This window comes from Bradyrhizobium sp. CCBAU 45394 (assembly GCF_028128655.1).
Taxonomy (GTDB): Bacteria; Pseudomonadota; Alphaproteobacteria; order Rhizobiales; family Xanthobacteraceae; genus Bradyrhizobium; species Bradyrhizobium diazoefficiens.
In genome coordinates this window covers 27,716-45,919 of record NZ_LBIX01000158.1, presented here as the reverse complement: position 1 = coordinate 45,919, position 18,204 = coordinate 27,716, and the positions used below count along the sequence as shown (strand labels likewise).

Here is an 18,204-nt window from a genome sequence, read left to right as displayed (position 1 = left end):
GTCAGCTTTGCCGCGGCATGATCTGTCTGACGAGAAAGACGGGAACGAGCGTGGCCATGGCAAGGACGACAATGACGGGAGCCACGGCCAGCATCGGTCAACGACCGGTCTGGCGGTCCGGACGGAGGTCCGGCGCCACGTCGGGAGCCACGTCAGGGGGCTTGGGGCCTTGATCCTTGTCGGGCAGCGGATCGGCCTGGGATTTCAGGTCGGCGGCCTTGCTGATCAGCTTGGCGGAGAGGTCAGCATCCGAAGTCGTTCTGGCGAATTCGAGCAGAAGAGAGGCTTGTTTGGTGAGGTAGGTCTTGCCCAACACGATGATACGTCCGTCTGTAGAAGTCCCAACGGACTCAAGAGTCCGGAAGCGGGCATTCCGTTCCCGGAACTCTGTACAAAAATGTACAAAGCGATTTGGTTCCTCATCTCGGCCAGATCGGTTCCGGGAGCTCCCCGGTTTCACCCGCCGGCCGATGCGTCTCGATCAGATTCCCAGCGCCTCGAGCGCGTCGCCGACATCGCGGGGCGAGGTCACATGCACCGCGGTCAATCCGCGCGCCCGCGCTCCCTCGACGTTTTCGGCGAGGTCGTCGAAGAACACGATGCGCCTGGCGGGCACACCGATGGCCGCCACGACATGGTCGAACGCCGCCGCGTCCGGCTTGCGCAGGCCGATGCTGGACGACAGGTACAGCTCGCGGAAATGGCCGAGCAGGTCGGCGTATTCCTTCGAGAAATGGTCGACATGCGGCCGGTTGGTGTTGGAGAAGGCGTAGAGCGGCATCTGCTTCGCCGCACGCGGCAACAGCTCCGCGACATCGGGCATCTCACCCGCGAAGATCGCGTTCCAGCCCTCGAGGAATTGCGCATCCGAGATGCCGATCCCGAGCGAGGCGCGTAGCGAGGCGAAATACTCCTCGTCGCTGATCTTGCCGACCTCGTGCAGCCGATACGCCTCGCTGTCGCGCACATAGCGGGCAATGATCGCCTCCGGCTTGCAGCCGGCGTGTCCCGCCCAGCAGGCGATCGCCTTGGAGAAATCGATGTCGAGCACGACGCGCCCGAGGTCGAACAGAAGCGCATCCGCGCTGCCGGGAGAGAGCGAGGTCATTGCGTCCTTTCGGATCAGTACCGGTAAGGTTCGTGGTCGAACAGCGGGAACGCGCTGAACACGCTCGGCGCATTCGTTGCGGTGGCTTGGTGCAGGCAGGACTTGTTGACCTCGGCGAACGAGGTGGCGCCCAACAGGCCGAGGCAGCGCAGCACCTCGTCCTCCAGAAGTTCCAGCATCCGCGTCACGCCGGCTTCGCCGGCCGCCGCCAGCGCCCAGCATTGCAACCGGCCGATGCCGACGAGGTCGGCGCCCGCCGTGATCGCCTTGACGATGTCGGTGCCGCGGCCAAAGCCGCCATCGACCATGATCTTGGCGCGGCCCTTCACGGCCTCGACGATCTCAGGCAGCACATGCATGGCGCCGCGGCCGTGATCGAGCTGGCGGCCGCCATGGTTGGAGACGTAGATCCATTCGACGCCGTGATCGAGCGCGATCAGGGCGTCCTCGGCGGTGGCGATACCTTTCAGGATCAGCGGAATCTTGAACTTGTCCTTGATCATCTTCACGGTCCGCCATTCCAGGCCTTTCTGGAAATCGCCGCCGGTGGCGCGCAGGCGGCTCTCGCGAACGTAGCGCTTGGCGATGTCGCGTTCGCGACGGCTGTAATGGGCGGTGTCGACGGTCAGGCAGAAGGCGGCGTAGGCGTGCTTTTCGGCCCGGCTGACGACATCGGCGACGAAGGCGTCGTCGCCGCGCACATAGAGCTGGTAGAGACGCAGCGCGTCGGGGGCGGCTGCGGCGGTCTTCTCCAGGCCAGGCTCGGACACCGAGCTCAGCATGTGCGCCGCCCCAAAGGTGCCGGCGGCGCGCGCGACGCTCGCGGCGCCATCCGGATCGAAGATCTCGAGCGCGCCGACCGGGGCGAGCACCACCGGCAGGCGCATCCTGCGGCCGAACTGCTCGACGGAGCCATCGACCTTGCGCACGTCGCGCAGCACGCGCGGGCGAAAAGCGATCTCGTCCAGCGCCATCCGGTTGCGGCGCATCGTGGTCTCGGTCTCGGCGGCGCCGACGATATAGTCCCAGGCATTCTGGTTGAGGTTGGCGCGTGCTTTGCGGATGAATTCGTGCAGATTCTGGAACGGCTCGCTGCTGGCGCCGAGTTCGACGTTCCTTTCCGGCTGGATGCGGGGTTTTTCGTTCATTATTATCCTCCCGAGAATTTGAAGCCTTGTTTCATCGCCTAACCCGTCCGGCTCTCCAAAACCATCCTAAAATCGCATAGCTGCGAGGCGCGGTCGGTCGACCGATTCCCGCTTCGCGTGAAACGGTTTCGGAACGTTGCCAAAAGTTTAGGTCCGGGCGAAGGGATTTTTACGGTGTACCCGCCGGCGCGGCGTCCCGGCCTTGAAGAAACCAGAATGGTATTGTGAGAAGCGGGCTGGATCGCCATTTGCATGGCGCCTCCCAAGCCCAAGAGAACCGCCAAGCAAAAAGGCCAGCCTATCCATGCGGAAAACCCTGCTGTTCCCCCTGGGCGCGCTCACCGGAGCGTGTTTGACCCTTCTGGTAGCCAGTCCGCACGGCGGAGTATGGGCGGCACGGGCGGCGGCTGGCGCGGATGATGCCTATTCACAGCTCAACTTGTTCGGCGAAGTCTTCGAGCGCGTGAAGGCGAGCTATGTCGAGAAGCCCGACAACGCCAAGCTGATCGAAGGCGCGATCACCGGCATGGTGACTTCGCTCGATCCGCATTCGCGCTACATGAACGACAAGGCCTGGACCGAGATGCAGGAGACCACCTCCGGCGAGTTCGGCGGGCTCGGCATCGAGGTCACGATGGAGGAGGGCCTGGTCAAGGTCGTCTCGCCGATCGATGACACCCCGGCGTCCAAGGCCGGCATCATGTCCGGCGATCTCATCAGCAAGATCGATGGCGATGCCGTGCAGGGCATGACGCTCGAGCAGGCCGTCAACAAGATGAAGGGCCCGGTCGACACCAAGACCAAGCTCACCATCGTGCGCAAGGGCGCCGACGCCCCGCTCGACATCGCGATCACCCGCGAGATCATCCATGTGCGGCCGGTCCGCTTCCACGTCGAGAATGGCGACATCGGTTATATCCGCGTCACCTCGTTCAACGAGCAGACCACCGACGGCCTGAAGAAGGCGATCGCGGCGATCTCCAGGGAGATCCCGCAGGAGAAGCTCGCGGGCTATGTGATGGACCTGCGCAACAATCCGGGCGGCTTGCTCGACCAGGCCGTGTCGGTGTCGAGCGCGTTCCTTCAGCGCGGCGAGGTGGTCTCGACCCGCGGCCGCAATCCGGAGGAAACCCAGCGCTTCACCGCGCATGGTGGCGACCTTACCAAGGGCAGGCCGCTGGTGGTTCTGGTCAATGGCGGCTCGGCTTCGGCCTCGGAGATCGTCGCCGGCGCGCTGCATGACCACAAGCGTGCCACGATCATCGGCACGCGCTCGTTCGGCAAGGGCTCGGTGCAGACCATCATTCCGCTCGGCGCCGGCAATGGCGCGCTGGCGCTGACCACGGCGCGCTACTACACGCCGTCCGGCCGCTCGATCCAGGCCCAGGGTATTGCGCCCGACATCGAGATCCTCCAGGACGTGCCGCCCGAGCTGAAGGGCCGGATGGATACCATGGCGGAGTCCCAGATGCGCGGCCACCTGCAGGCTGCCGACGGCACCGAGCAGACCGGATCGCAGTCCTACGTCCCGCCGAAAGAGGAGGACGACAAGGCCCTGCACGCGGCCTACGACTTCCTGCACGGCGTCACCGCGAATGCGGTCGCGGCCAAGCCCGCGCCGAAGGCTGCGGTGCCGAACTAAATCCTACGACGTCCAGATAATCGCCCGGGAGCGGATGACCGCTCCCGGGCGAATTCGTTTTGAGGCTGGCGTGTCAAAGGCGGAGCGCCAGGATTTCGAATGTGACCGCTGTCGAAGCACCGAAAGCAGTGAATTGTTGCAATTGATCATCGACCGTAACGACGGCTTCGAAGATGTTCACGTTGCCATTGAGGGAGGGTGACGAGGCCTGGATGACACGATCTCCAACCTTGAGGCCCGGCGCAGCGACGGTGCCGGCCGATGACAAGCCGGTAACTGTGACCACGACATATCCGGAAATCTGAGCCATCTTGCGCTCTTTCTTGGAACGAGTTGAACGGACCTCGTCTTACAATCAGTTCAAATCTCAGTCGACGGGTCTGATCAATTGCGAGCTTAGGACATAGGGCTCTGCGGTGATCCCGCGGCTCGCAAGCCGCGAGATCACAGCGCGATCGTCATTGCTCCTTCTTCGGGCCCATGTGATGCGGGACTTCCGTCTTCGGTCCGCCGCCGTAATGGTGGCTGCCGCCCGATCCGCTGGTCGATCCGCCGTCGCTCTCTTTCTTGCCCATGTGGTGCGGGACCTCGGTCTTGGGCCCGCCCGAATAGTGGTGGCCGTTCTTCTCATCGGTGGTGTTCGTCGTGCTCGTCTGCGCCAAGGCGGGCAACGCGACGAGCGACATGATCGCGGCAGCGATGATCAGCTTGCGGTGACTCATTCTGGTTTCTCCTGTTTGAACTTGTCGAGTTGGTGTCAATCAAGTCCCGGTGGCTTGACTGACAGGCAACCAAACCCGGAGCGCGATTGTCTAGGTTGAGCAAAATCAAATGTCGACGCGCGCACTTGCGTGCGCCGATGCGTGGATCGTCGAGTTGCCGCAGTCGACGGGAAGTATCGATCTTCTTACAGAAAAAAATTTGCATCGATCTCGCGAATTCGATGACTTCATGTCGTGCCCTCGATCACTTGCAGTGCCGGCAAGAGGCGTTGCTGGAAAGATGGCGATGTCGATCGAATGACTCGAGGACGAGAGGCGTCTCAACTCATTACAAGACCGCGCGAAAAAAAGATTTGGCCGGTGCATCGCTCGAGTTTGATGTCCGTCAAAAGAGCATCAACGACGCCACCTAGCGTGCCGGCTCGCGAGTGGATAGAGCATCGCGGCGCGGTTGCGATCCGCAAACATCGCGCAAGAATGGGAAGCACGCTCTTGATTGACGAGACGATCCTGGTGGCCGGTCGGCCGCTGCAAGTTGCATTTGTCCTGCGCCGCCGGCTCTGGGAGACGATCACGATCAGATCGGTGCTGGCCAAGCCCCGGCGCGATGTCCGGCTGGATCTGTTTCGCGGTCTGGCGAACTGGCTGATCTTCCTCGGACACATTCCGAATTCGGTGCTGGTCTGGTTCACGACGCGCAATTACGGCTTCAGCGACGGCGCCGATCTGTTCGTGTTGATCTCCGGCTACACCGCGACGTTCGTGTTCGGCACCATGATGATGGAGCGTGGCTTCGTCATCGGGGCAACCCGGCTGCTGCGGCGAGTATGGCAGCTCTATGTCGCCCACCTTCTGCTGTTCTTCGTCTATCTCACCGCCGTGCATTACCTTGCGCACAGGTTCGACGACCTTCACCTGATGGATCAGTTCAACGTCGCGCCACTGATGGACTTTCCCGTCGAGACGCTCTCGCAAGGCCTGGTCCTCAAGTTCAAGCCGCTCAATCTCGACGTCCTGCCGCTCTACATCGTGCTGATGGCTGCGTTTCCCGTCGTGCTCTGGTTCATGTTGCGATGGCGGAACGCGGTGATGATCAGCTCGTTCGGTCTCTATCTGGCCGCCCGCCATTACGGCTGGAACTTGCCCGCCTATCCGGCCGGGGTCTGGTATTTCAATCCGTTTACCTGGCAACTGCTCTTCGTATTCGGGGCCTGGCTGGCATTGGGAGGGGCGACGGCAAGTCGCTGGCTGCTGTCGTCCCGCACGCTCCTTGTCATGAGCGGCGGCTTTCTGCTCTTCGCGCTTGTGATGACACTGGCCGAGCGAATTCCCGAGCTCAGGGGCTACCTCCCCGAGGGACTCGTCGCCGTCTTCGTACCGAACGACAAGACCAATCTCAGCCCCTATCGGGTCGTTCATCTGGCGAGCCTGGTGCTCATCGTCGTCTCGCTCGTTCCGATCGATTGGCCGGGACTGAAGTCGCCTTTCCTGCAGCCGTTGATTCGATGTGGCCAGCAATCCTTGCCCGTGTTCTGCGTCGGTCTCTTCCTTTCGTTCATCGCGCATTTCCTGCTTGATTTTGGATCGGAGGGAATCCCGGCTCAGCTCATCGTCGGAGCCGCGGGCCTCTGGATCATGACGGGCGTTGCCTACTACCGGACCTGGTCGAAGGGCGTGGACAGAAGCCGTTCGTCCGGGCAGGGCGGGGAGGCGGGCGAATGATAACTTCCGAGTTGATTTTCACCGAGGACGTGCAGGGCGTCATCCTGCATGGCCTGCACTGGACCGCATCGACGATCGAGCTGCTTGGCGTGGTGGTGATCGTGTGCGGCGTGGTTGCCGCAACGGTCTGGTCGTTGAACGAGATGCGGCGCGGTGCGCCTGCAGACGCATTTCGTTCCTATCGCGCGAACCTCGGTCGCGGCATCCTACTTGGCCTCGAATTCCTGATTGCCGCCGACATCATCGGAATGGTCGCGATCGTGCCGTCGTTCGACCGGCTCGGCATCCTGGCATTGATCATCGTGATCCGCACCTTCCTGAGCTTCTCGCTCCAGATTGAAATCGAAGGGCGATGGCCGTGGCGAAGGCATGACGGGGAGGTGAGCGATGCAGCACGCGGCGGCCTTTGACACCTCCGTGCGTAAGAGTTTCCGGCGCTCCGCGTCTATATGGCCTGACCCGCACTTCGCTGCCCTCATCGTCGACCTCGATGAGCAGACGACCATCCGAATCAAACCCTGGAGAATGACCATGAATCGTCCGAAGAAATTTGTCGTGAGCGCAGCCGCCCTTGCCGTCCTCGTGCTGGGTTCGGGTGGACTGTCGTCCGCGGTCGCTGCAACCGATCTGACACGCGTCGCGATGATGGACGACGACAAGATGTCGAAGATGCCCGCACCGTCGGATTCCAGCGGCAAGATGAATACGGGACAGCCATCGGGTCAGCCGCAGAACATGAGCGGCGGCCAGATGAACGACGACAAGATGAAGATGCCGCCGCAAGGCCAGATGCGGGACTGCCAGGGCGCCGGCTGCCAGGACAATTCCGGCATGATGCAGATGATGCAAATGATGGAGAAGATGATGCGCGGCCAGATGAGTTCGTCTGGCAGCAGCGGCGCGATGAGTGGCCCGGCGGACGTGACCGAGCGGCTCGAAGGGCGGATCGCATTTCTGAAGGCGGAATTGCAGATCAGCGACAAGCAGGTTGCCGATTGGAATAATGTGGCGGATGCCTTGCGGTCGAGCCGGCAGCACCTGCTGGATGCGCGCAAGATGCTCGCGATGGATGACAGGCTGGGAAGCGCGGACCGTCTGGAGCATTACGAGCGGCACCTGTCCGAGCGCCTGGAGGCGCTCAAGGCGGCTCGCGTGGCCTTCACGCGGCTCTACGCGTCGTTGAACGAGAGCCAGAAGCAGACAGCAGACACGATCCTGCTGCCTCTGATTGCGTCGTTCTGAGCGCTGGAATCGAGAGCGAGATCATGTTCGGTCTGCCCCTTCGATGTCGAGCCGGCCTGTCTGCGCTCGTCGTCCTCACGAGCCAGCTTGTGGCGAATGCCGCGCTCGCATCGGACTTCGGCCTCGGCCGCGCGCATCCGACAGGGCAGGTCGCTCAGGGTTGGGAGCTGGCGCAGGCAGAGGACGACCACGCCGCACATCATCCCGCAGCGTCCGGCTCCGCAGGCGGTGCGGCCGGCGCGCCGCCCGGCGGCGCCACGCCGGGGATGATGGGCGGAATGGACGGCATGATGGGCCGGCCGCGCAAGGAGTTTTATCCGGCATTGATGGATATGCCGTCGCTGTCCGCCGAACAGCGGAGCAATCTGGAGATCCAGGCGCGCGAGCGGATCAGCGCGGAGACCGATCGCTTGGCGGGTGCTGAGATGGATCTGCGGCACGCCATTGCCGGGAGCGACATCGTTGCCGCGGATCAGGCGGCGCGTCGGCTTCGCGAATCTCTGAACGCCGTCCAGAGTGGCGTGGTCGCGCTGCGCTCGCTGCACGAGGGCAAGCCGCCGCAGCAAATCGCACAGGCCTGGTTCAAATCGCAGATGAACCTCCTGCCTCAGCGCGGCGCCATGGATGCGGATGACGGCACGCCAGGGGTCTCCTGGTTTCACGTCACGACCATGGCGCTGCTGGTGCTGTTCTCGCTCGCGATGCTTGCCGTCTACCTCGCGCGCATGCGCCGGGCGAACGCGCTGGTCGACCGGCTGACGCGCGCTGCGGTCGCTCCGGCTGCTGCCGCGCCCCTCGTGTCCCCGCCGGCCGCCGGCGTGCCGAACGACAAGCCCGAGGCGACATCCTCCCAGGAGAAAGATCGCCATCCGCGGCGGGTTGAGGCGAGCCGCTCCTGGAAGGGCAAGCTGAGGATCTGCGCGATCTATCAGGAGACACCGAACGTGAAGACCTTCCGTCTGCAAGCACCAGACGGCGGCGCGATTCCGTTTGCATTCCTGCCGGGACAGTTCCTGACCTATGCCATCGAGATCGACGGACAGGCCGTCAGGCGTTCCTACACGATCGCATCGTCCGCCGCCCAGACCGCCTATGTCGAGACCACGATCAAGCGCGAAGACGGCGGGCTTCTGTCCGACTACATGCATGGCCACCTGAAGGAGGGAGACCTCGTTGAAGTGGCGGGCCCCTCAGGCGCCTTTACATTCACGGGCGTGGAAGCCGACAGCGTCGTCCTGATCGGTGGCGGGGTCGGTATCACGCCGCTGATGGCGGCGATCCGGTATCTCTCGGATATTGCATGGCCCGGCCAGATCTACCTCGTCTATGGCGCGCAGACGACCGAGCAATTCATTTTCCGGGACGAGCTGGAATATCTTCAGCGCAGGATGAACAATCTGCACGTCGCGGCCACGATGGTGCGGGCCGCGGGCACGTCGTGGATGGGAAGCGAGGGGCAGATCACGGCCGAGTTCCTGACGCAGGCCGTGCCCGATCTCGCCAGACGACGCGTTCACCTGTGCGGTCCGCCCGGAATGATGGACGCGCTCAGGAAGACGTTGATCGGGCTCGGCGTGCCGCGCGAGCAGATCAAGACGGAGGCCTTTGGGCCGGCCCGCGGCGCCGTTCCACCTCCCGGCAAGGTCGCGGCCGAAGCGCAAATGCCGGCCGCCGAGGCGAGCAATCGAGGGGCTGCGACAGTCGGTCCTGCAACGGCCACCATTCGCTTTGCGACATCCGATAAGGTTGTGGCGCTGCCTCCGGACAAGAGCGTCCTGGAGGTGGCCGAGAGCGCGGGCGTTTCGATCGATTATTCCTGTCGGGTCGGGGTCTGCGGCGTCTGCAAGACGCATCTGTTGCAAGGAAACGTCACGATGGAGGTCCAGGACGCCTTGACCGCAGACGATAAGGCGAACGGTCTCATCCTGGCCTGCCAGGCGAGATCGGTCGGAGATCTGGTCGTCGAGGCCTGACATGATGGACGGGAGAGAGCGCCTGATCGCCGACGTCGTTCTGGCGGCCCTGTTGCTGCTGGTGCCGGCTTTCCTGCTGCACTCCGACAGCCGGTTCGCAGGAAGCCTGGCGGGCTTTGTCCTCGGGGCCGGTGCGGCCGTGCTGATGGTTCTCCTTCTCGTCTATCCGATGACGAAATACAGCGTGGGTTTGAAGGTCCTGGTCACGCGAGGCGTGTCGATGCCGACGCTCCTGGCGTTTCACGCCTATGACGGAATCGTCGCAGCATTCTTCGCGCTTCTGCATACCGGTCACAAGTTTCAAAGTCCGCTTGGGATTGCCCTGGTGACCAGCATGCTGATCGTTGTCGTCACCGGATTTGTCGGGCGGTACTACCTGCCGCAAACCGCGATGGAGCTGCGCCAGCAGCAATCGCATCTGGCGACCTTGAGGTCGGCCTATGAGCACATTGCGTCGGCGATGTCGTCGCCCGATCGTGTGGTCCGTGAGGGGGACGCCGCGCCTGCATCGGCGTTGCCGAATGTGCCCGTGCTGCAACTCGTCGATGGCATTTCCGATCTCGAATCGGCGATCGGATCCAGCGAAGCAATCAAGAAGATCTTCCTGAAGTGGATCGGGCTGCATGTCATGGCGGCGATCGTCATGTATGCGCTGCTGGCGGTGCATGTGGCGGCCGAGGTCTATTACGGGCTGCGGTGGCTGGCGTGACGATCAGGGGCGTGCTCTACGCCGTGGTTGCGACACTGGCCGTCGCAAGCGCGGCCGTCGTATCGATCGCTCTCTATCGGGGCAGCTCCGAGCTAGTCCCGGGCTGGACGAGATTTGTGATGCCCGGGCCGCTGTCCGGGAAGCACGCTTTTCTGTCCGACAGATGCGAGAGCTGCCACACGCCGGTCAGGGGCGTCGACGCAGCGGCCTGTATCTCCTGTCACGCGCCTTCCGCCGCGGATCTCGCCAAGCAGTCGACGGCGTTTCATGCCGCGGCGGGCACTCAATGTTCCGGCTGTCATCTCGAGCACATGGGCGAGTTGCGGCCGATCAGGATGGACCACGCGGCACTGCTGCAAGTCGCGGCGGCCGGCTCCGGCACGAAGTTGTTCGACCGGGCCACGGCCGATCAACTGACTGCGGACCTGAAGGAGTTTCTCGGCCTGCCAAAGTCAGAACGGCGGGAAAAGGCTGCGCTCGACTGTGCCAGCTGCCACAGCAACCGGGAGCCGCACCGCGAATTGCTCGGACGGGACTGCGCGGATTGCCATGGGCTCGCGTCCTGGAAGATCGCCGGTTTCCTGCACCCCTCGCCGACTTCGAGGGACTGCGCCCAATGCCATCAGGCGCCGCCGAGCCACTACATGGGCCACTTCGTCATGATGGATCGGATGATCACGGGACAGGAGCACGCATCGGTCGATCAATGCTTTCTGTGTCACAGAACCGACTCGTTCAACGACATCAAGGGCACCGGCTGGATGAAGCACCATTGACGGATTCGGTCGCGCGACGGAGAGGGGTGCAATATATTACAGGGCTCGACGAAAGAAATCGGGAGCTGATTTCCGCGCCGCATCTGGCACGGCGCACGACTCTCATCGCCGTTCTTGCAATGTCGAAGCCGCGAGCGTCGTTTTCTATTGGCCGTCACTGCAACCAGAGCTATATGTTTCCGGTCGGGACAGCAGGTGCAGGGATGATTGGCTTGCGAAAGCCAAGGCGAAGATGGTGGGGATGGCTTGTCGCCATCGCTTACCTGCTCGCGTCGATGACGCCGTCCCTCGCGATCTCGATCTCCCTCGACGTAGCGATGCAGTGCGACCATCCGAGCGATCAGCCTGGAGATGCGCATGAGCACGATCACGCTGGCGGATCGGCAGTACATTCGCATGACGTTGCGATGGCCGGGGATTGCGACGACGACGACCATGACCGGCCCGGCGAGCGGCATGCGACCTGCTGCGGCTCGGTGCTTTGCTTCAGCGCCGTGTGGCCGCAAGCTCCGGCCGTTGCGGAGTTCGTCGTGCCGCGCTCGCGCTGCGAAGCGCAGCCTGACGTGATCGGCGACGAAGGCACGTTCCGTCGCCACTACCGGCCCCCCATCGCCTGAGATAGCTCCTGAAAACCGGACTGCGTCGCTCCAGGTGCGAGCGCGGATCGACTCGTCTGCGAGAGGCACGTTGCCATGCGGATGACGACGATGCGCGCCAGGACCTCACACGCGGCGGAGTGACGGCGCCGGCCTCGGTGCTGTTCCCGCACGCTGCGTGCTGAGAGGAAGAACGCCGAAAGAGCGATCGCCGGTTTGCGGAAACAGAGGTCGCCACGTGAGCGCCGCTGTCGCAGCGATCGCTCGCGCCCGCTGTTCGGGAGGCTGCCGCACCGGCTGATGGCAGCCGCGCCGTCGCGTTCCCGCTCCAACGAAGCGATCTACCGAATGTCATGCAAGGACGATGGGTCATGAAATCGCCGAACGAGAATCTGCCGATGCTGACAGCCGGCTCCCTGGAAGTGCAGGAGGCAGTCGTTCGTGCTGCCCTCGTCGGCAGCTACGATCGCCTTCGCAATTATTTGCAGCGGCGCTTTGGCGGGAAGGCGGAAGCGGAGGAGGTGCTCCAGGCGTTCATGTTGCGTGCACTGGAGCGATCCGGCGACATTCGTGATGCGGACTCGGTTCGAGGCTGGCTGAGCAGGGTCCTGGCCACGTCCATCGCAGACTTTCACCGCCAGGCATCAAGGAGCAGGACTCGCGAGATGCCTTTTCCGCATGAGCTCAACGACCGTCTTGCAGCCGATCAGGATTCCGCTGCGAATGCCGCGGTCTGCGAGTGTCTTCATACCCACCTGTCCCTGCTGAAGCCGGAGCATGCCGAAGTCATCAGAAGGGTGGATCTCGCCGGTGAGCCGCGGGAGCTGGTTGCGGCCGATCTGGGCGTGACCGTCAACAACCTGACCGTCCGCCTTCATCGCGCCCGGCACGCCCTGAAGGTGCGTCTGGAGCAGACCTGCGTTGTGTGTTTGGAGGAAAGCTTCTGGGAATGCCGCTGCGCTGATAACCGAGGTCCGACCTAGCCTGCCTCGCGGCGGCGACTCTCGTTGCCGCCGCGCTGGGCGAGCCGGCTGCGATGCAGTGCGAACAGCTCCAGCACCTTGTCCGCCGGCTTTGCGGCGCTGAACAGATAGCCCTGCATTTCGGAGCAGCCGAGCGTGCGGAGCAGGCGCTGCTGCTCCTCGGTCTCGACGCCCTCGGCGGTGGTGGTCATGCGGCGGGCGGCCGCCAGATTGACGACGGCCTGGACGATGCTGGCGGAGCCGTCGGGGCCGGCGATGTCGTTAACGAAGCAGCGGTCGATCTTGATCTTGTCGAACGGGAAGCGGTGCAGGTAGCTCAGCGAGGAGTAGCCGGTGCCGAAATCGTCGAGCGCGATGCGCACGCCGATGGCGCGGAGCTGGTGCAGGATCGCGAGCGCGCTGTCGTCGTCGCGGATCAGCACCGCCTCGGTGATCTCGAGCTCGAGCCGGCTGGCCGGAAAATTGGAGGCGGCGAGCGCCGCCATGATCTTCAGCGCCAGCGTGCCGCTCTTGAACTGCACCGGCGAGACGTTGACGGCGAGGCGGATATCGTCGGGCCAGCTTACGGCGTCGAGGCAGGCGGTGGCCAGCACCCATTCGCCGATCTCGTTGATCAGGCCGGTATCCTCCGCGATCGGGATGAACTCGACCGGCGAGACCATGCCGCGCTCGGGATGGCGCCAGCGTACAAGCGCCTCGCAGCCGGTGATGCGGTCGTCCTTCAGGCCGAGGCAGGGCTGGTAATAGACTTCGAGGCCGCCTTCGAGCCCCCCTTGGGCGATGGCGTGGCGCAGGTCGATCTCGAGCTGCCGCCGCTCGCGGACCTTGGCGTCCATCTCCGGCTCGAAGAAGCGATAGGTGCGGCGTCCGGCGGATTTGGCGGCGTACATCGCCAGGTCCGCGTTCTTCAGGATCTGATCCAGCACCGTGCCGTGTCCGGGCGCCAGCGCGATGCCGATGCTGGCGTCGGTGGTGAGATGATGGCCCATGCAGTCGAAGGGAGCGCGGATGGCCTGGAAGACCCGGGCGACGAGATCGTTGACCTGGTCCGGCGACGTCACCGCGCCCTGCACGATGGCAAATTCGTCGCCGCCAAGCCGCGCCACGAAATCCGCCGGGCCCGCGCAGCGGCTGAGGCTCGTTGCGACCGATTTCAGGAGCTCGTCGCCGACGAGGTGGCCGAGCGCGTCGTTGACGCCCTTGAACTCGTCGATGTCGATGTAATGCACCGCGATCTCTTCGCCGTCGGTGATGGCGGCCAGCTCCTGGCGCAGATGCTCGTGGAACATGGCGCGGTTGGGCAGGTCGGTCAGCGCGTCATAATGGGCGAGGTGGGTGATGCGCTCCTCGATGCGCCGGCGCTCGGTGATGTCCTCGTGCGTTGCCACCCAGCCGCCGTCCGCGAGCGGCTCGTTGAGGATGTGGATCGAGCGCCCGTCGGCGGTGTCGACCACCATGGAGTTGCGCGCGTGGATGTCGCCCAGCACGCGCGCGACATAGCCGTCGACGTCGCCGGTGAACGAGCCGGTCGCGCTGCGGTGGGCGATGATGTCATGGAAGCTGGAGCCGGGCTTCACCACCTCGGGCGACAGGCCGTACATCTCGATATAGCGTTGGTTGCACACCACGAGCCGCTGCTCGGCGTCGAACAGCAGCAGGCCCTGGGTCATGTTGTTGACGGCGCGGTCGAGACGCTGCTTTTCCAGCGTCAGCCGTTCCCGCGAGAGGCGGTGCTGCTCCAGAAGCTTGCGCACGATCGCGATCAGCACGCCGGCGATGGCGAGCGCGGAAGAGGCGGCGACCGAGATCAGGATGCCGATCTGCTCGCGCCAGTCCGTCAGGGCCGCCGCGCGCGTCGTGGTGGCCATCATCAGGATCGGGAAGTGGGGCAGGGCGTGCGAGGCGATCAGGCGGTCCTCGCCGTCGACGGGGCTGACGAAGCGTCCGGCAAAATGGTCGAGGCCGAAGACTCGCTGCTGCGAGAACGGGCCGTTCCTGAAGTTCCGTCCCATCAATTCGCCCGAATGCGGGTAGCGGGCGAGCAGCGTGCCGTCACGATGCAGCATCGAGATGGTCGCGCCTTCGCCGAGCACGACGGACTCGAAGAATTTCTCGAAATTGGCCGGCTCGATGCCGCGTCCGACCACGCCCATGAACTCGCCGTTCGGGCCGACGATCTTGCGGACGATCAGGATGGTCCAGGCGCCCGAGATGCGGCTGTGCACCGGCTCGATCAGGACGTCGGGCGCATCGGGGGCATATCGGAAGGCGCGGAAATAGGCGCGGTCGGCGACGTTGACCTTCGGAGCCGGCCACGCCGTCGACGAGTTGATGAGATTGCCTTCGGCGTCGATGACGTTGACGCCGCCCATGTAGGGAAGCGCCTCGATCTTCGAGCGCAGCAGGCGGTGGATGTCCTGGCCGGAAAGGCGCTTGCGATAGTCTTCCGCGCTGGCAATGCCGATCGTGCGAACGTGGTCGACAAAATCCTTCTGGATGACCGCGAAATCCTGCAATTGCTGGTCGAAATGATGGGCGAGCATCAGCACGGTGTTTTCGAGCTCGCGGCCGGAGTTGCGCAGCGCGCGCTCGCGGAAGTTCTGCGCCATCAGGACCGCGCCGACGGCGATCGCGGCGATCAGCAGCGTGCCGCCAACGACCAGCCAGCGGATCGGCCCGCTGCGCACGAAGACCTGGTCAAAGAGGCGACTGCCGTATTTCGTCATCATGTGGATCGTTGCCGCGCACACGCCAGGATCAATTCTTGATCCTCAAAACATCCGTTGGTTTACGGGAACGGTGTGGAGGCGAAGTTAGGAAGCGCGGTTAATGCGACATGAATGCCCACAGGCAAAAGCAATCGATACGCGGGATGCAGGACGTGCAGGAATTGCCGCAAGGATCCTGCGATGCCGGTCAATTCCTGCCGGCCGCACGATGATCAACCAAGGCTTAACCATCTAACATGCTGACGATCCTCAAGCCGGCGTTGGCACGTGATTTGCGAACACGCATGCCAACGATACAGAGAGGGCGCGACGATGAAAAACACCTTGAAGAACTTCCTCGCCGACGAGCGTGGCGCGACCGCGATCGAATACGGGCTCATTGCAGCCGGCATCGCGCTGCGGTCATCACCGTCGTGAACGGCATGGGCAGCAAGCTCAACACGAAATTCGGATCGATCAGCACTTTGCTGAAGTGAGAACCGCGCGCTCAGGCGCGGTAGTGGCCGGACTTGCCGCCGAGCTTCTCGACGAGATGGATGCCCTCGATGCGCACGCCGCGCTCGACCGCCTTGATCATGTCGTAGATGGTGAGGCAGGCGACGGACACGGCCGTGAGCGCCTCCATCTCGACGCCGGTCGGGCCCGTCACCTTCACGCTGGCACGGACGAGGCAGCCCGGCAGCTTCGCGTCGGGCTCGATATCGACCGTGACCTTCGACAGCGCGAGCGGATGGCAGAGCGGGATCAGCTCCGAGGTGCGCTTGGCGGCCATGATGCCGGCGATGCGCGCGGTGCCGAGCACGTCGCCCTTCTTGGCATTGCCCGAGACGATCAGGTCCAGCGTTGCCCTGGTCATGAGGACGCGGCCTTCCGCGACCGCAAGCCGTTCGGTCGCGGGCTTGTCCGAGACGTCCACCATCCGCGCCTCGCCGGAGGCGCCGATATGGGTGAGGGCAGGGCCGGACTTCGTTTTCGACGGCTTTGTCTTGGACGGCTTGCGCGCCATGTCAGCGCGTACCGGTCGCGCGGGCTGTCTCGCGCGCGAGCAGCGTACGCGTGGCGGCGGTCACGTCAGCCTGCCGCATCAGGCTCTCGCCGACCAGGAAGGTCGACATGCCGACGCGCTCGAGCCGGGCGAGGTCGGCGGGCGTGAAGATGCCGCTCTCGCCGACCATCAGCCGGTCCCCGGGGATCAGCGGCGCCAACGCTTCGCTGGTCGCGAGCGTGGTCTCGAAGGTGCGCAGGTTCCGGTTGTTGACGCCGATCATCGGCGAGCGCAGCTTGAGCGCGCGGTCGAGCTCGGCGCGGTCATGGATCTCGACCAGCACATCCATGCCATAGGCGATAGCTGTGTCTTCCAGGTCCTTGGCGGTGGCGTCGTCGAGCGCGGCCATGATGATCAGGATGCAATCGGCGCCATGCGCGCGGGCTTCGACCACCTGATAGGCGTCGAACATGAAATCCTTGCGCAGCACCGGCAGTGACGTCGCCGCACGCGCGGCCACCATGAAGTCGAGATGGCCCTGGAACGACGGTGTGTCCGTCAGCACCGAGAGGCAGGCGGCGCCGCCGGCCTCATAGGCCTTGGCAAGCTGTGGCGGATCGAAATCGGCGCGGATCAGCCCCTTCGACGGCGAGGCCTTCTTGACCTCGGCGATCAGCGCGAAGTCGCCGCCGGAATGCTTAGCCTTGATGGCGTGCAGGAAGCCGCGCGGTGCTCCTTGCGCCTTGGCCGTTGCTTCGACGACGGAGAGCGGCTGCGCGCGCTTGGCGGCGGCGATCTCTTCGCGCTTGTACGTCTCGATCTTGGTCAGGATATCCGACATGTCAGGCTCAGCCGTTGGAGACCGCGATCAGATGCTTCAGCCGTGCGTTGGCTGCGCCGCTGTCGAGCGATTTCGCGCCGATCGCGACGCCCTCCTTGAGGTCCTTGGCACGGCCGGCCACGACCAGCGCGGCGGCCGCGTTCATCAGCGCCACGTCGCGGTAGGCGCTCGGCTTGCCGTTGAGCACGCTTTGCAGCGCAATCGCGTTGGCGTCGGCGTCACCGCCCTTGAGCGCACCGGGCTCACAGCGCGGCAGCCCCGCTTCCTCCGGCGTCACCTCGAAGTTCCTGATCTCGCCATTGTGGAGCGAGGATACGAAAGTCGGGCCGGTGAGGGTGATTTCGTCGAGGCCGTCGGAGCCGTGCACCACCCAGGCGGATTCAGAGCCGAGGTTCTTGAGCACCTGCGCCAGCGGCTGCACCCATTGCCGCGAGAACACGCCGACCATCTGCCGCTTCACGCCGGCCGGATTGGACAACGGGCCGAGCAGGTTGAAGATCGTGCGGGTGGCGAGCTCGACCCGGGTCGGGCCGACATTCTTCATCGCGGGATGATGGGCAGGGGCGAACATGAAGCCGATGCCGCATTCGCGCACGCAGCGCCCGACCTGCTCCGGCCTGAGGTCGATCCTCACCCCGAGCGAAGCCAGCACGTCGGCGGCGCCCGAGCGCGACGACAGCGCGCGGTTGCCGTGCTTGGCCACCGGCACGCCGGCGCCCGAGACGATGAATGAGGCGCAGGTCGAGACGTTAACCGAGCCGGAGCCGTCGCCGCCGGTGCCGACGATGTCGACGGCGTCTGGCGGTGCGGTCACGGTCAGCATCTTGGAGCGCATCGCCGCGACCGCGCCGGTGATCTCGTCCACGGTCTCGCCGCGCACCCGCAGCGCCATCAAGAGGCCACCCATCTGCGAGGGGGTGGCTTCGCCCGACATCATGGCGTCGAAGGCGGAAGCCGCTTCGTCACGCGACAGGCTGGCGCCGGTCGCCACTTTTCCAATGATCGATTTCAGGTCGTCCATCGCGTGC

18 protein-coding genes and 1 pseudogene are annotated in these 18,204 nt (G+C 64.2%); 10 read left to right on the top strand and 9 right to left on the bottom strand.

The window, feature by feature from the left end; translation table 11 throughout:
• Positions 1 to 97: 97 nt before the first annotated feature.
• From WN73_RS18350 to WN73_RS18340, 3 genes are all read right to left on the bottom strand, one after another.
• Positions 98 to 316, bottom strand: a complete 219-nt coding sequence (locus WN73_RS18350; protein ID WP_039184576.1) for a hypothetical protein — start codon at positions 314 to 316, stop codon at positions 98 to 100.
• A gap of 165 nt (positions 317 to 481) precedes the next feature.
• On the bottom strand, positions 482 to 1,108 hold the full coding sequence (locus tag WN73_RS18345) for an HAD family hydrolase (RefSeq protein ID WP_011087592.1): 627 nt from the start codon (positions 1,106 to 1,108) through the stop codon (positions 482 to 484).
• A 14-nt stretch (positions 1,109 to 1,122) separates the two neighbouring features.
• Positions 1,123 to 2,256 (bottom strand): alpha-hydroxy acid oxidase, encoded by a 1,134-nt coding sequence (locus tag WN73_RS18340; protein WP_271554151.1) that lies wholly within the window; start codon positions 2,254 to 2,256, stop codon positions 1,123 to 1,125.
• 304 nt (positions 2,257 to 2,560) lie between these two features.
• Between WN73_RS18340 and WN73_RS18335 the strand changes: the two genes are divergently transcribed.
• The gene (locus tag WN73_RS18335; RefSeq protein ID WP_271554149.1) at positions 2,561 to 3,898 is read left to right on the top strand and encodes a S41 family peptidase; all 1,338 of its coding nucleotides are present in this window, start codon (positions 2,561 to 2,563) and stop codon (positions 3,896 to 3,898) included.
• A 73-nt stretch (positions 3,899 to 3,971) separates the two neighbouring features.
• Here WN73_RS18335 and WN73_RS18330 read toward each other — a convergent pair whose 3' ends face one another.
• Positions 3,972 to 4,208 carry a hypothetical protein gene (locus tag WN73_RS18330; RefSeq protein ID WP_080668037.1) on the bottom strand — a complete coding sequence of 79 codons (237 nt, stop codon included), beginning with the start codon at positions 4,206 to 4,208 and terminating at the stop codon, positions 3,972 to 3,974.
• A 148-nt stretch (positions 4,209 to 4,356) separates the two neighbouring features.
• Positions 4,357 to 4,620: a hypothetical protein gene (locus WN73_RS18325; protein ID WP_028171787.1), complete on the bottom strand. Its 264-nt coding sequence runs from the start codon at positions 4,618 to 4,620 to the stop codon at positions 4,357 to 4,359.
• 492 nt (positions 4,621 to 5,112) lie between these two features.
• On the opposite strand from WN73_RS18325, the gene WN73_RS18320 reads away from it, so the two are divergent.
• The 8 genes from WN73_RS18320 to WN73_RS18285 all read left to right on the top strand — a co-directional run bounded on the left by WN73_RS18320 (position 5,113) and on the right by WN73_RS18285 (position 12,621).
• Entirely contained in the window at positions 5,113 to 6,342 is a 1,230-nt protein-coding gene (locus WN73_RS18320; RefSeq protein ID WP_049832411.1) for an OpgC domain-containing protein, read from the top strand.
• Positions 6,339 to 6,752: a DUF1622 domain-containing protein gene (locus WN73_RS18315; RefSeq protein WP_271554142.1), complete on the top strand. Its 414-nt coding sequence runs from the start codon at positions 6,339 to 6,341 to the stop codon at positions 6,750 to 6,752. The genes WN73_RS18320 and WN73_RS18315 overlap by 4 nt, the downstream gene beginning before the upstream one ends.
• The gene (locus WN73_RS18310) at positions 6,730 to 7,584 is read left to right on the top strand and encodes a Spy/CpxP family protein refolding chaperone (protein ID WP_271554141.1); all 855 of its coding nucleotides are present in this window, start codon (positions 6,730 to 6,732) and stop codon (positions 7,582 to 7,584) included. The genes WN73_RS18315 and WN73_RS18310 overlap by 23 nt, the downstream gene beginning before the upstream one ends.
• Before the next feature lie 23 nt (positions 7,585 to 7,607).
• Positions 7,608 to 9,557 (top strand): FAD-binding oxidoreductase, encoded by a 1,950-nt coding sequence (locus WN73_RS18305; RefSeq protein ID WP_271554140.1) that lies wholly within the window; start codon positions 7,608 to 7,610, stop codon positions 9,555 to 9,557.
• A gap of 1 nt (position 9,558) precedes the next feature.
• On the top strand, positions 9,559 to 10,266 hold the full coding sequence (locus WN73_RS18300; RefSeq protein WP_039184572.1) for a hypothetical protein: 708 nt from the start codon (positions 9,559 to 9,561) through the stop codon (positions 10,264 to 10,266).
• A gap of 119 nt (positions 10,267 to 10,385) precedes the next feature.
• A complete protein-coding gene (locus tag WN73_RS18295) occupies positions 10,386 to 11,042 on the top strand; it encodes a class III cytochrome C family protein (protein ID WP_333924984.1) in 657 nt (218 codons plus the stop codon).
• The gene (locus WN73_RS18290; protein ID WP_131234182.1) at positions 11,039 to 11,659 is read left to right on the top strand and encodes a hypothetical protein; all 621 of its coding nucleotides are present in this window, start codon (positions 11,039 to 11,041) and stop codon (positions 11,657 to 11,659) included. The genes WN73_RS18295 and WN73_RS18290 overlap by 4 nt, the downstream gene beginning before the upstream one ends.
• Before the next feature lie 350 nt (positions 11,660 to 12,009).
• Positions 12,010 to 12,621 carry an RNA polymerase sigma factor gene (locus WN73_RS18285; RefSeq protein WP_028171794.1) on the top strand — a complete coding sequence of 204 codons (612 nt, stop codon included), beginning with the start codon at positions 12,010 to 12,012 and terminating at the stop codon, positions 12,619 to 12,621.
• On the opposite strand, the gene WN73_RS18280 is transcribed toward WN73_RS18285, so the two are convergent.
• Complete coding sequence (locus WN73_RS18280; protein WP_271554135.1) at positions 12,618 to 15,350, bottom strand: bifunctional diguanylate cyclase/phosphodiesterase; 2,733 nt, start codon at positions 15,348 to 15,350, stop codon at positions 12,618 to 12,620. The genes WN73_RS18285 and WN73_RS18280 overlap by 4 nt on opposite strands.
• Positions 15,351 to 15,662: 312 nt before the next feature.
• Between WN73_RS18280 and WN73_RS18275 the strand changes: the two are divergent.
• Positions 15,663 to 15,826, top strand: a pseudogene (locus tag WN73_RS18275) (Flp family type IVb pilin).
• An 11-nt stretch (positions 15,827 to 15,837) separates the two neighbouring features.
• Here WN73_RS18275 and moaC read toward each other — a convergent pair.
• The 3 genes from moaC to trpD are packed head-to-tail and all read right to left on the bottom strand — an operon-like array spanning position 15,838 to position 18,197.
• A complete protein-coding gene (moaC, locus tag WN73_RS18270; RefSeq protein WP_060912369.1) occupies positions 15,838 to 16,356 on the bottom strand; it encodes a cyclic pyranopterin monophosphate synthase MoaC in 519 nt (172 codons plus the stop codon).
• Position 16,357: 1 nt separating this feature from the next.
• Positions 16,358 to 17,176 carry an indole-3-glycerol phosphate synthase TrpC gene (gene trpC, locus WN73_RS18265; protein WP_110116139.1) on the bottom strand — a complete coding sequence of 273 codons (819 nt, stop codon included), beginning with the start codon at positions 17,174 to 17,176 and terminating at the stop codon, positions 16,358 to 16,360.
• Positions 17,177 to 17,183: 7 nt separating this feature from the next.
• Positions 17,184 to 18,197, bottom strand: coding sequence for an anthranilate phosphoribosyltransferase (gene trpD / locus WN73_RS18260; RefSeq protein ID WP_028171799.1), 1,014 nt, complete (start codon positions 18,195 to 18,197; stop codon positions 17,184 to 17,186).
• Positions 18,198 to 18,204: the final 7 nt, after the last annotated feature.

Bases quoted from the DNA above. Each gene is read 5' to 3' on its own strand.
- WN73_RS18345 (WP_011087592.1), bottom strand. From the start codon at position 1,108: ATGACCTCGCTCTCTCCCGGCAGCGCGGATGCGCTTCTGTTCGACCTC.
- WN73_RS18340 (WP_271554151.1), bottom strand. From the start codon at position 2,256: ATGAACGAAAAACCCCGCATCCAGCCGGAAAGGAACGTCGAACTCGGC.
- WN73_RS18335 (WP_271554149.1), top strand. From the start codon at position 2,561: ATGCGGAAAACCCTGCTGTTCCCCCTGGGCGCGCTCACCGGAGCGTGT.
- WN73_RS18330 (WP_080668037.1), bottom strand. From the start codon at position 4,208: ATGGCTCAGATTTCCGGATATGTCGTGGTCACAGTTACCGGCTTGTCA.
- WN73_RS18325 (WP_028171787.1), bottom strand. From the start codon at position 4,620: ATGAGTCACCGCAAGCTGATCATCGCTGCCGCGATCATGTCGCTCGTC.
- WN73_RS18315 (WP_271554142.1), top strand. From the start codon at position 6,339: ATGATAACTTCCGAGTTGATTTTCACCGAGGACGTGCAGGGCGTCATC.
- WN73_RS18310 (WP_271554141.1), top strand. From the start codon at position 6,730: ATGCAGCACGCGGCGGCCTTTGACACCTCCGTGCGTAAGAGTTTCCGG.
- WN73_RS18305 (WP_271554140.1), top strand. From the start codon at position 7,608: ATGTTCGGTCTGCCCCTTCGATGTCGAGCCGGCCTGTCTGCGCTCGTC.
- WN73_RS18300 (WP_039184572.1), top strand. From the start codon at position 9,559: ATGATGGACGGGAGAGAGCGCCTGATCGCCGACGTCGTTCTGGCGGCC.
- WN73_RS18295 (WP_333924984.1), top strand. From the start codon at position 10,386: ATGCCCGGGCCGCTGTCCGGGAAGCACGCTTTTCTGTCCGACAGATGC.
- WN73_RS18285 (WP_028171794.1), top strand. From the start codon at position 12,010: ATGAAATCGCCGAACGAGAATCTGCCGATGCTGACAGCCGGCTCCCTG.
- WN73_RS18280 (WP_271554135.1), bottom strand. From the start codon at position 15,350: ATGATGACGAAATACGGCAGTCGCCTCTTTGACCAGGTCTTCGTGCGC.
- moaC (WP_060912369.1), bottom strand. From the start codon at position 16,356: ATGGCGCGCAAGCCGTCCAAGACAAAGCCGTCGAAAACGAAGTCCGGC.
- trpC (WP_110116139.1), bottom strand. From the start codon at position 17,176: ATGTCGGATATCCTGACCAAGATCGAGACGTACAAGCGCGAAGAGATC.
- trpD (WP_028171799.1), bottom strand. From the start codon at position 18,197: ATGGACGACCTGAAATCGATCATTGGAAAAGTGGCGACCGGCGCCAGC.